General features: G+C 76.6%; 7 protein-coding genes. 4 read left to right on the top strand and 3 right to left on the bottom strand.

Annotated elements, in window-relative coordinates; translation table 11 throughout:
* Window positions 1-101: 101 nt before the first annotated feature.
* A complete protein-coding gene (locus CLV28_RS01600; protein ID WP_100421547.1) occupies window positions 102-1,994 on the bottom strand; it encodes a DEAD/DEAH box helicase in 1,893 nt (630 codons plus the stop codon).
* Between the two features lie 376 nt (window positions 1,995-2,370).
* On the opposite strand from CLV28_RS01600, the gene CLV28_RS01595 reads away from it, so the two are divergent.
* Window positions 2,371-3,204 carry a ferritin-like fold-containing protein gene (locus tag CLV28_RS01595; protein WP_239073360.1) on the top strand — a complete coding sequence of 278 codons (834 nt, stop codon included), beginning with the start codon at window positions 2,371-2,373 and terminating at the stop codon, window positions 3,202-3,204.
* A gap of 23 nt (window positions 3,205-3,227) precedes the next feature.
* Here the strand turns inward: CLV28_RS01595 and CLV28_RS01590 are convergent, their stop codons facing one another.
* Together CLV28_RS01590 and CLV28_RS01585 are read right to left on the bottom strand one after the other, a co-directional pair.
* Window positions 3,228-3,452, bottom strand: a complete 225-nt coding sequence (locus tag CLV28_RS01590) for a DUF3107 domain-containing protein (RefSeq protein WP_100421546.1) — start codon at window positions 3,450-3,452, stop codon at window positions 3,228-3,230.
* A 169-nt stretch (window positions 3,453-3,621) separates the two neighbouring features.
* A complete protein-coding gene (locus CLV28_RS01585; RefSeq protein WP_100421545.1) occupies window positions 3,622-4,281 on the bottom strand; it encodes a TetR/AcrR family transcriptional regulator in 660 nt (219 codons plus the stop codon).
* Between the two features lie 58 nt (window positions 4,282-4,339).
* Between CLV28_RS01585 and CLV28_RS01580 the strand changes: the two genes are divergently transcribed.
* From CLV28_RS01580 to CLV28_RS01570, 3 genes are read left to right on the top strand one after another with little or no spacing between them, the layout of a single operon-like run.
* Window positions 4,340-5,245: a DUF3152 domain-containing protein gene (locus tag CLV28_RS01580; protein ID WP_239073361.1), complete on the top strand. Its 906-nt coding sequence runs from the start codon at window positions 4,340-4,342 to the stop codon at window positions 5,243-5,245.
* Window positions 5,246-5,280: 35 nt separating this feature from the next.
* Window positions 5,281-8,610 carry a UrvD/REP family ATP-dependent DNA helicase gene (locus tag CLV28_RS01575; RefSeq protein ID WP_239073362.1) on the top strand — a complete coding sequence of 1,110 codons (3,330 nt, stop codon included), beginning with the start codon at window positions 5,281-5,283 and terminating at the stop codon, window positions 8,608-8,610.
* A complete protein-coding gene (locus CLV28_RS01570) occupies window positions 8,607-12,284 on the top strand; it encodes an ATP-dependent helicase (RefSeq protein ID WP_100421544.1) in 3,678 nt (1,225 codons plus the stop codon). The genes CLV28_RS01575 and CLV28_RS01570 overlap by 4 nt, the downstream gene beginning before the upstream one ends.
* Window positions 12,285-12,302: the final 18 nt, after the last annotated feature.

Here is a 12,302-nt window from a genome sequence, read left to right as displayed (position 1 = left end):
GACGACGGCGGGGACGTCGCTGCCGGAGGGGCAGCGGGAGGGTCAGGAGCGAGCGTGCGCACCGGGGTCTGGGGACCACCCCGCACGCTCGCTCCTGCGCGTCACTCCGCGGCGGGAGCGCCCTGGCCGGTCGAGCCCTGGCTGGTCGAGCCCTGGCTGGTCGAGCCCTGTCCGGTCGAGCCCTGGTCGCCCGTCGACTGTGCGCCCGCGGGACGGCCGCCGCGCGTGCGCCGACGGCTGCGGCTGCGGCGGCGCGGTGCGCCCTCGCCCGCAGTGCTCGTGCCTGCAGTGCCCGCGCCTGCAGTGCCCGCGCCTGCAGTGCTCGCGCCCGCGGCGCCCTCGCGCGCGGCGTCGGACGTCGTGCCCTCAGGACGGCCGCCGTCGGTGCGCCCGCCGTCGGTGCGTCCGGCGCCCGCTGCGCGCCCGGTGCCCTCGGACCGTGCGGCGTCCGACCGCTGACCGTCGCGCCCGGAGCCCGCGCGGCCGCCGCGCGAGGCGGAGCGCCCGCCGCCCGAGCGCTCACGGCCGCCGTCACGTCCGCCGTCGCGGCCACCATCGCGGCCACCGTCGCGACCGCCCGAGCGAGGCGCGGCGCCGCCGCCGCGCTTGCCGGTCTCGCCGAGGTCCTCGAGAGTCTCGGCCTCGAGGCCCGCGAGGTGCTGGGCGCTGCGGGGCAGGCGGCCCTTGGTGCCCTCGGGGATGTTGAGGTCGGTGTACAGGTGCGGCGACGTCGAGTACGTCTCGACGGGCTCGGGGAACCCGAGCTCGAGGGCCTTGTCGATCAGGCCCCAGCGGGGCGTGTCGTCCCAGTCGACGAACGTGATCGCGGTGCCCTTGTTGCCCGCGCGGCCGGTGCGCCCGGTGCGGTGCAGGTAGGTGCGCTCGTCCTCGGGGCACTGGTAGTTCACGACGTGCGTCACGTCGTCGACGTCGATGCCGCGCGCGGCGACGTCGGTCGCCACGAGCACGTCGATCTTGCCGTTGCGGAACGCGCGCAGCGCCTGCTCGCGTGCGCCCTGGCCCAGGTCGCCGTGGATCGCGCCGGCCGCGAAGCCGCGGTCGCGCAGCTCGTCCGAGACCTTCGCGGCGGTCCGCTTGGTGCGGGCGAACACGATCGTGCGGCCGCGGCCCTCGGACTGCAGGATGCGCGCGAGCACCTCGACCTTGTCGAGCGCGTGCGCGCGGTAGACGACCTGCTTGATGTTCTTGACGGTCTGGCCGCCGTCGTCGGGGTCGTTGGCCCGGATGTGCGTCGGCTGCGTCATGTATCGGCGAGCCATCGACACCACGGCGCCCGGCATGGTCGCCGAGAAGAGCATCATGTGCCGCTTGGCGGGGGTGCGCGCGAGGATCTTCTCGACGTCGGGCAGGAACCCGAGGTCGAGCATCTCGTCGGCCTCGTCGAGCACCACGGTCGCGGCGCGCGTGAGGTTGAGGTGGCCCTGGTTGAGCAGGTCGAGCATGCGGCCGGGGGTCCCGACGACGACCTCGACGCCGCGCACGAGGGCCTCGATCTGCGGCTCGTACGCGCGGCCGCCGTAGACCTGGAGCACACGCACCGAGCGCTTGGTCGAGGCGCGCTCGAGGTCGGTCGCGACCTGGACGGCGAGCTCGCGCGTCGGGGCGATGACGAGGGCCTGCGGCTTGCCCGGGGCGGGCAGCTCGTCGAAGCCGGGCTCGCCGGGGGCCACGACGCGGTGCAGCAGTGGCACCCCGAAGCCGAGGGTCTTGCCGGTACCGGTCTTGGCCTGGCCGATGATGTCGTGGCCCGCGAGCGCGACCGGGAGGGTCATGGCCTGGATCGGGAACGGCGTCACGATGCCGGAGTCGGCGAGCGCCGCGACGATCTCGGGGCGCACGTCGAAGTCCGCGAAGGTGACGTCGGCGGCCTGGATGCTGGCGGACGTCGTGGTCGACCCGTCGGGGGTCGGGGCGTCGATGATGCTCACGTCGGCGGGAGCGAAGCTCTCGTCGGGGGTGGTGGTCGTGGTCACTGCTGGTGCCTCGTTCGTCTCGAGGGCTGACGTCGCGCGCTGGCACTGCGGTCGTGCCACCAGGTGGTGGGACCACGATGCTCCGGCGGGTGCGGTCGTCGCGCCCTGTGGCCGGCAGCCGATCGTGGGATTCCTCGCCGTGCGTCACCCCGGGACCGTGCCGTGGTCGGGTGGACCGCGGGTCGTGGACCTGGGCGAACGTGCGGACGGCGTGCCGGTGGGGACCGGCGGTCGTGTGCATCTGCGAGTGGTGCAGGTGATGACGTGTGCGTTGTTACGACCGGGCAACCGTTGTACGTGTCCATGATAGAGGACCGTGTCCAGCCCCGGCCGCGACGCGCGGGTCGTGTCGCGGCCGCGCGACTACGCTGACCGGGTGAGCCAGACGACGAACGAGCCCCGCGACGCGTCCGTGCAGCCCGACCCCGCCCCCGGCGGGGCCGTCCCGGCGCCCGGCACCCCGGTGGTCGACACGGCCGGGTCTTCGGCCGGTACCTCAGCCGGTACCGCGGCCGGCGCGACGTCCGACGACGTCCAGCGCGCGGAGGACCGGCTGGACCTCCTCGGGCTGCTCGCGTACACCGAGCTCACGAGCTTCGCGCGGCTCGCGGCGAGCTCGGAGCAGGCGCCCGCGGTGCGCGAGCGGCTCGAGCTCGCGCGCTACGCGGCACGCGCCGTGCAGCGGCAGGGCCAGGTGCTCGCGCGCATCGCCGAGCTCGGCGGGGACCCGACCGCGCGGATCGCGGGCTTCGACGGGATCTACGACGACTACGAGGCCAGGACCACCCCGAGCACGTGGTGGGAGGGCCTGCTCAAGGGCTACGTCGGGCACGGGATCGTCGACGACTTCTGCCGGCTCGCGGTCGACGGCCTGGACGAGGCCAGCCGCGCCGTCGTCCTCGAGGTCGTGCTCGACTCCGAGGCGGACGAGAGCGCGGCGGACGAGCTGCTGCGCGCGGCGCAGGCCGACGCCGCGGTCGCGTCGCGGCTCGCCCTGTGGGGCAGGCGCCTCGTGGGCGAGTCGCTCGGTGTCGTGCAGGCGCTGCTCGCGTCGCGACCCGGGCTGGCCCGCCTGATCGCGGCGGGCGCGGCGCGCGACGCCGCCGAGCGTCCCGGCGCGGTCCAGCCGCGCACCGACCAGGCGTGGGTGCTGTCACGGCTCACGGCCGAGCACACGCGGCGCATGGGACGGCTCGGGCTCGCCGCCTGAGGCGCGAGCCCGAGCCGGTCGGGTCAGAGCGAGCCGAAGCCCACGCGGCGCTGCGTCTCGGCGCCGATCTCGACGTAGCCGAGCGCGGAGGCCGGCACGATCACGCGCCGACCCTTCGTGTCGGTCAGCTGCAGCACGGTGCCGTCCGCGAGCGCGGACCCGACGGCCGCGGCGACGGCCTCGGCGGTGTCGTCGGTCTCGACGACGAGCTCACGGCCCAGGTTCTGCACACCGATCGTGACTTCCACGGGACACTCCTCAGGTCGACGTCACCCACCGGTCGGCGGGCGCTGTCGTGAACGATAGTCCCGTGCCGGTGCCCGACGCCGCCCGCCGGGCCCCGTCGGGCCCGACGTTCGCCGTCGGCGCAGAGGACCGCCGAGCCCGCGTCGGGGTCGGCTCGGGGTCGGCCCGGGGTCAGCGCGAGCCGAGCATCCCGCGCAGCCCGCCCCACGCCAGCTGCGGGACGAGGTGGTGCGCGTCGTCCGCGGTGCGCCGGTCGACCTCGGCGGCCGCGGAGCGCGCGATCCCCGTGCAGGTGCGCGCCACGACGAGCGCGTGGCCGTGGTCGAGGCCCGTGAGGGGCTCGAGCACGGTCGCGAGCTCGGCGGCGACGGTCTCGTGCGGCGCGAGCACGCGGGCGCGCACCTCGGGGTCGCGCATGACGTCCGACTCGAAGAGCAGGGACGCCGCCGGCCCGGCGTCGCGCGCGTACGCGACGTAGGCCTCGACGACCGCGTCGACGACGTGGGCGCCGTCGACGGAGGCCCCGTCGCCGGGGGCGGACGCCGCCCGGGCCAGTCCCTCGCGCACCGCCGCGACGAGCAGCGCGCCCTGCACGTCGACGACGTTCAGGTACAGGTCGATCTTCGACACGAAGTGCCGGTACAGGATCGGCTTGCTGATCCCGGCGGCGTCCGCGACGTCGTCCATCGCGACGTGGTGGTACCCGGACCGGGCGAAGAGCTCCTCGGCGAGGTGCAGCAGCTGTGCGCGACGCTGGGCCCGGGGCATGCGTGTGCTCGAGGCCGGTGGCGTGCCCGCCGTCCGCTCGACCCCCTGTGTGGCGTTCGTCATGCCCGGTGACACTAGGGCCAGCGGACGGTGGCGTGTCGAGGGGTGTCAGGATGCGATCATGTCCGGTATGGGTGCGACGCGGGCGGACGACGGAGCCGACCCCCGCGACGTCACGCGCAGGAGACGGGCCGTGCTGGCCGTCGTCGTGGCCGCCACGGTCGTGGTCGGCGGTGTCGGCGTGGTGGAGGGGGTCCGCGGCGACCGGTGGAGCCACCCGGCCGACGACGGCGTGGCGGCTGCCGTCCCGCTCGCCGACGGCGCGGACCCGCTGCGGGACGAGAGCGCGAGCCGTGCGGACCGCCCGGCGGTCGCGTCGACGCCCGGTGGCACGTCCGCACCGAGCGCGGCGCCCACGCAGACACCCGCGCAGACCCCCACGAAATACCCCACGAACGCGGCCACGCCGACGCCCGAGCCAGGGTCCGGGCTCACCGGGACCCGGGTCGTCGAGGCCCTCGACGGCACGCTCGAGGTCGTCCCCGGCTCGACGCGCGCCACGGGCGACGGCGACGTGCGCACGGTGCGGGTCGAGGTCGAGAAGGGCCTTCCCGTGGACCCCGAGGTCTTCGCCGACGCGGTGCTGACCACGCTCGACGACCCGCGCGGCTGGGGGGCGTCCGACGGCGTGACGTTCGCGCGCACCGACGGCGACGCCGACTACCGGGTGGTGCTCGCGAGCCCCGGGACCGTCGACGACCTGTGCGCCCCGCTCGACACGGGCGGCGACCTCTCGTGCGGCACGGGCACGAGCGCGGTGCTGAACTTCCGCCGCTGGGTCACGGGCGCGCCCGACTTCGACGGCGACGTCGTCACCTACCGGCACTACCTCGTCAACCACGAGGTCGGGCACCTGCTCGGGCACGGTCACGTGCACTGCGCGGGCGACGGCGAGCTCGCCGACGTCATGGTGCAGCAGTCGATCTCGACCGAGGGCTGCCGGCCCAACGGGTGGCCCGACCCCTGACGCCGCTGTCGGTGGCGCGTGGTGGACTCTGCGACGTGCCCCGACTCGCCAGCCCCACCGCCCCGGCCCCGCTGCCGACGCTCGACGCGAGCCAGACCGCCGCGCTCGACGCGCTCGAGGCGCACCCGGTCGTGCTCGTCGTCGGGGCCGCGGGGACGGGCCGCACGACCCTCGCCGTCGCGGCCGCCGCGCGCGCGGTCGAGCAGGGCACCGACCCGGCGCGCGTCCTCGTGCTCGGTGCGTCCCGGCGCTCGGCGGCGCAGCTGCGCTCGCGCGTGGCGACCGCGACCGACCGGACCACGAGCGCGCCCATGGTCCGCACCGCCGCGTCGGCGGCCTTCGCGGTGCTGCGCACGCGCGCCGCGGCCCTCGCCGAGCCGAGCCCCACCCTGATCACCGGCCCCGAGCAGGACCTCGTGCTCGCCGACCTCCTCGCCGGGCACGCCGCCGGCGACGCCCCGCCGCTCGAGATGCGCGGCAACCTCGAGGGCGTGGGCGACGACGTGCTGCTGCTGCGCGGGCTGCGTCAGGAGCTGCGCGACCTGCTCATGCGCGCCGCGGAGCGCGGACTCAGTCCGGTCGACCTCGACGAGCTCGGCCGCGCGCACGAACGCCCCGAGTGGTGCACCGCGGCGCGCGTGTACGAGGAGTACCTCGACGTGACGGCGCTGCGGGCCGGCACCCCCGACCTCGGCGCGCGCTACGACCCCGCCGTCGTCGTCGACGAGGCCACCGCGGCGCTCGGCGCGTGGGAGGACGAGGTCCCGCGCGCCGTCCGCCCGTCGTGGGACCTCGTCGTGGTCGACGACTACCACGAGGCGACCGTCGCGACCGCCGGGTTCCTGCGCGCGCTGCACGACGACGGGGCGCGGCTGCTGCTGCTCGCCGACCCGGACTCGACCGTGCAGGGGTTCCGCGGCGCGTCACCCGCGCTCGTGGGGCGTGCGACCGCGCCCCGGCCCCGCCCCGGGCACGACGTCGACGGCTGGCACGGCGAGCTCGCCGCGCACCCCGTGGTGCTCACGACCGCCTGGCGGCAGGACCCCGCGCTGCGCGAGGTCACCCGCCGGGTCACGCAGCCGATCCGGCTCGTGGGCGGCGCGCTGCACCGCGGGGCCACGGCAGGGGTCGGGAGCGGGAACGAGTCCGGGCCCGTGGCCGGGCGTGGGGGCGTGGCCGGGCGCGGGGGCGTGGCCGAGCGCGGGGACGTGATCGCCGACGTGCCCGCGCCCCGCGGCGCGTCGGTCGACGTGCTGCCGACCGCGGCGCAGGAGGCCGCGCACGTCGCGCGCGTGCTGCGCGCCGAGCACCTGCTGCACGGCACGCCGTGGGACCAGATGGCCGTGATCGCCCGCTCGGGCGCCCAGCTCGCCGCGATCCGCCGCGGCCTGCTCGCGGCGTCGGTGCCGGTCGCGACGCTCGGCTCCGACGTCCCGCTGCGCGACGAGCCCGCCGTGAGCCCCCTCCTGGCGGCCGTGCGCGTCGGGGTGTCGGTCGCGGCGGGCGCGCCCGACCTCGACGCCGACACGGCGGTCGCGCTCATGACCTCACCGCTCGGGGCGACCGACGTCGTCGCGCTGCGGCGCCTGCGCCGGGCCCTGCGCGCCGAGGAGCTCGCGGGCGGCGGCGGGCGCACGTCCGACGCGCTGCTCGTCGACGTGCTGCTCGACCCGGCGCGCGCCGGGACGCTCCCCGCCCCCGTGCGCCGCGGCGTGGCTGCGGTGTCCCGCGTGATCGCCGCCGTCGCGGACGTCGCCACCGCACCCGGCGCCGACGCGCAGTCGGTGCTGTGGTCGGCCTGGGAGACCAGCGGCCTCGCCGACCGCTGGCGCGCCTCGGCGCTCGCGGGCGGCCCCGCGGGCGCGCGGGCCGACCGCGACCTCGACGCGGTGCTCGCCCTGTTCCGGGCGGCCGAGACGTTCGTCGAGCGCATGCCCGGCTCGCCGCCGCTCGCGTTCGTCGACTACCTCGACTCGCAGGACCTGCCGGCCGACTCGCTCGCGGCGACCGCGGCGGGCGGCGGGACGGTCGCCGCCCTCACTCCCGCGGGGGCGGCGGGGCGCGAGTGGCAGGTCGTCGCCGTCGTCGGCGTGCAGGACGGCTCGTGGCCCGACCTGCGCCTGCGCGACTCGCTGCTGGGCAGCCACGCGCTCGTCGAGCTCGTCGCGGGCCGGTCCGGCGGTGGGCACGGCACAGGTCGCGAGGCCCGGCGTGCGGTGCTCGACGACGAGCTGCGCTCGTTCGCGGTCGCGACCTCGCGCGCCTCGCGCCGGCTCCTGGTGACCGCGGTCGACGACGCCGAGGACGTCCCCTCGCCGTTCTGCGACCTCGTCGACGGCGGGACGGACGGCGCCGACGGCGTCGCGCTCGAGCCCGAGGACGTCGCGGCGGCGCGACGTGCGGTGGTCGGCAGCCCGCTCGACCTGCGCGGCGTGGTCGCGCGGGCCCGCGGAGCGCTCGTCGCCGACGAGGTCGACGGCCGGCCCTCGGCCCCCGGTGACGCGGCGGCCGCCCTGCTGGCCGAGCTCGCGGCGGCCCGGGTCGCGGAGGCCGACCCGGGCACCTGGTACGCGGTGCACGACCTCAGCTCGACCGAGCCCCTGTGGGACGCCGACGCGACCGTGCACGTCTCACCGTCGAAGGTCGAGTCGGTCGACCGCTGTGCCCTGCGCTGGGCGCTCGAGTCGGGCGGCGCGACGGCCGCCGACGCGACCGCGCAGAGCCTCGGCAACCTCATCCACTCGATCGCGCAGTCGCATCCCGCGGGCGCGCACCACGAGCTCGCGGCAGAGCTCGACCGGCGCTGGCCCGAGCTCGGGCTCACGCCCGGCTGGCCGGCGACCGCGGCCCGACGGCACGCCGAGGGCATGGTCGAGCGTCTCGCGGCGTACTTCCAGGTCGCGGGCGAGGCCGTGCTCGTCGAGGCGCCGTTCGAGCTCGAGGTCGGGCGGGCCGTGCTGCGCGGCGTGGTCGACCGCGTCGAGGCGGACGGCGACGACGGCGTGCGCGTGGTCGACCTCAAGACGGGCCGGACGAAGCCGACGATCGCTAAGGCCGAGACCAACCCGCAGCTCGGCGCCTACCAGCTCGCGGTCGAGGGCGGCGCGTTCGACCTGCCCGGCCCGTCGCGCAGCACGGGCGCGCAGCTCGTGTTCGTCGGTGACGGCAAGAACCCGACGCTGCGCACCCAGAAGCCGCTCGAGGTCGCCGAGGACGGGTCGAGCTGGGCCCGTGACCTCGTCGAGGGCGTCGCGGACACCATGGCCGCCGCGCGCTTCGCGGCCACGCCGAACGACATGTGCTCGATGTGCCCGGTGCGCCGCACCTGCCCGGCACAGCCCGAAGGACGTCAGGTGATCGCATGAGCCCCGACAGCACGCAGCGCGACGACTGGGCGTACGAGCGCGCCCTGGTCGACTCCGCGGCAGACCTCGAGGGTGCGCTGCTCGGCGGTGCGCGCGACGCGTTCGAGGGCGGCGCGCTCCTCGACCCGGGCGAGCCCGCGCTCCCCGACGAGAGCAGCACCACGGGGCCCGACGGCGCCCCGGACCAGGGGCCGGTGCGCCGCGCGACGCCGCGGTCGGCGTCCGACATCGCGACGCTGCTCGGGCGACCCGGCCCGACGCCCGAGCAGCAGCGCGTGATCGAGGCGCCGCTCGAGCCCATGCTCGTGGTCGCGGGCGCCGGCTCGGGCAAGACCGAGACCATGGCGGCGCGCGTCGTGTGGCTCATCGACAACGGGTTCGTCGCGCCCGAGCAGGTGCTCGGGCTGACGTTCACGCGCAAGGCCGCGGGCGAGCTCGCGGAGCGCGTGCAGGCACGGCTCGCCCAGCTCGCGCGCGCCGAGGGGCGCCCGGGCGGGCTCGCGATGCTCGACCGGCCGACCATCGCGACGTACAACGCGTACGCGGGGTCGCTCGTGACGGACCACGCGCTGCGGCTCGGCGTCGAGCCCGACTCGCGCCTGCTCTCCGAGGCGAGCCAGTGGCAGCTCGCCGCCGGGATCGTCGAGTCCTGGACGGGCGACTTCACCGACGACCCGTCGTTCTCGACGGTCGTGCAGGCCGTGCTCACGCTCTCGGGCGCGCTCGGCGAGCACCTGCTCGAACCCGACGAGGCGGCCGCGGGCGTCGGTGCGATCGTCGACCGCATCGTGACGATGCCGCTCGGCGAGAAGCGCACGGCCCACTACGCCGACGTGCTCAAGCTCGTGCGGAGCCTCGACGACCGCCGCCGCGTGCTCGAGCTCGTCGGCCAGTACCGCGAGGCCAAGCGCCGTGCCGAGGCCCTCGACTTCGGCGACCAGATCGAGATCGCCGCACGGCTCGCGCGCGAGGTGCCGCAGGTCGCGGCCGCCGAGCGTGCGCGGTTCCGGGTCGTGCTCCTCGACGAGTACCAGGACACCTCGTACGCGCAGACCGAGCTGCTCGCCGCGCTGTTCGGGGGAGGGCACGCGGTCACCGCGGTCGGCGACCCGCACCAGTCCATCTACGGGTGGCGCGGGGCGAGCGCGTCAGGTCTCGCCAGGTTCCCGGAGCGCTTCGCCCCGGCGGGCGGGTCGCGCGCGCCCGTGCACTACCTGTCGACCTCGTGGCGCAACGACCACGCGGTGCTCGACGCCGCGAACGTCGTCGCCGCGCCGCTGCGGGCGATCGCCGACGCCGGGCCGCGGGCCGCGGTCGAGGTCCCCCCGCTCGCCGCCCGTCCAGGTGCGGGCGACGGCGCCGTCACGTCGGTCTACGCCGCGACGATCGAGGAGGAGGCGGCCGCGGTCGCCGACTTCGTCGCCGCGCGCTGGCGTCCCGCGCGTTCGGCCGACGGCGCCGGCCGGGTCAGCGCCGCGGTGCTGTGCCGTGCGCGCTCGCAGTTCGTGCCGATCGAGGTCGCGCTGCGCGCCAAGGGCCTGCCCGTCGAGGTCGTCGGTCTCGGCGGCCTGCTCTCGACGCCCGAGGTGGTCGACGTCGTCGCGCTGCTCGAGGCCGCGCACGACCCCTCGCGCGGCGACTCGCTCGCGCGCATCCTGACCGGCCCCCGGGTGGGCCTGGGCCCGGCAGACCTGCACGCGCTCGCGAGCCGGTCGGCCGACCTCGCACGGTTCGACTCGCCGGCGCGGGCGCGGCGCGAACGGGCCGAGGTGGACCTCGGGGCCGACGGCGACGTCGTCCAGGGTGACGTCGTCCAGGGTGACGTCGTCGACCACCGGTCGATCGTCGACGCGCTCGACGACCTCCCGCGTCCCGGGCAGGCGGCGTTCGACGGGCGCACCCTGAGCCCCGCGGCCCACGCGCGCCTGACCGCGCTCGCGGGCACGCTGCGCGTGCTGCGCACCCAGACGTACCTGTCGCTGCCCGAGCTCGTCGCGCAGGCCGAGCACGCCCTCGGGCTCGACATCGAGGTCGCGCTCGCCGCGGAGGCGAGCCGGCTCACGAGTCGGACCGTCGGCTCGGGGGACCGCGGGCGGGCGCACCTCGACGCGTTCCGCGACGTCGCCGCGACGTTCGCGCAGACCGCCGACACCCCGACGCTCGGCGCGTTCCTCGCCTGGCTCGGCACCGCCGCGTCGCAGGAGCGGGGACTCGACCTGCCGTTGCGCGCTCCCGACCCCGACGCGGTCCAGGTCATCACGGTGCACGCGTCCAAGGGCCTCGAGTGGGACGTCGTCGCGGTGCCCGGGCTCGTCGACGGCGTGTTCCCGTCGGTGCGCACGCAGGGGTCTGACGGACCCAAGGACTCGGGCTGGCTCACCGGCCTGGGCGAGCTGCCCTACGCGCTGCGCGGCGACGCGGCCGACCTCCCGGCGCTCGACGTCGACGCGGTGAGCGACGGCAAGGCGCTCAACGAGCGGCTCGTGGCGTTCCGGCACGACGCCGGCGCGCACCAGCTCCTCGAGGAGCGGCGGCTCGCGTACGTCGCGCTCACGCGGGCGCGGCGCGACCTGCTCGTCGCGGGCGCCTGGTGGCGTTCGGGCACCAAGCCCGTGCCGCCGTCACCGTTCCTCGTCGAGCTCGCCGAGGCGGGCGTCGTCGACGCCCGCGGGTGGGCGGGGCTCCCGGAGGGCGACAACCCTCGCGACGCGGACGTCGAGGCGCCGACCTGGCCCGTGACGGTGGACGACGTCGACGTCACCAGTGACGGTGACGTCGACGGTGACAGCGTCGACCGGGATGACGCAGACCGTGACGACCGCGACGACACCGACCGTGACGGCGTCCACGGCGACGGGGCCGCGCATGACGGGTCCGACCGCGACGGGACCGGGGTCGTCGCCCACCTGCGCGCGACGGCCGACCGCGTCGTGCGCGCCGCGGCCGAGGGGACGCCCCCCGAGGAGGGCACCGGCCTGCGCGACGAGTCGGGTGCCGACCTCGTGCAGCTCGCGCGACTGCTGCTCACCGAGCGCGACCGGAGGCACGCCGAGGCCGACGTCGCGATGCCCGCGCACCTGTCGGCGTCCGCGCTCGTGCGGCTCGCCGCCGACCGCGACGCGTTCACGCTCCAGCTGCGCCGACCCGTGCCGCAACGCCCGACGCCGCACGCGCGCCAGGGCACCGCGTTTCACCTGTGGGCGGAGCAGTACTTCACGAGCTCGTCGCTGCTCGACCCGTGGGACGTGCCCGGCGCCGACGACGAGCCCGGCGGCGCGGCCGACCTCGAGGCGCTCAAGCAGACGTTCCTGGACTCCCCGTGGGCGCGGCGCACGCCCGTCGCGGTCGAGGTCGACGTCGAGACGCCGCTCGCGGGCGTCATGCTGCGCTCGCGCATCGACGCGGTCTTCCCGGAGGACCCTGACGACGCGGACGGCGCGACGGACGCGGTCGTCGTCGTGGACTGGAAGACGGGCCGCGTGCCGCGCGACGCCGAGTCGCGGCGCACGCGCGAGGTCCAGCTCGCGGTCTACCGGCTCGCGTGGGCGCGCTGGACGGGGCTGCCGGTCGAGAAGGTCCGTGCCGCGTTCTACTACGTCGCGGACGACGAGACCGTGCGCCCGGCCGCGCTGCTCGACGAGGCCGGGCTGGAGGCGCTCGTGCTGGGAGGCTGAACGGACGACGGGGACGAC

This window comes from Sediminihabitans luteus, from assembly GCF_002797595.1.
Taxonomy (GTDB): Bacteria; Actinomycetota; Actinomycetes; order Actinomycetales; family Cellulomonadaceae; genus Paraoerskovia; species Paraoerskovia lutea.
This window is presented reverse-complemented; position numbering and strand designations above follow the sequence as displayed.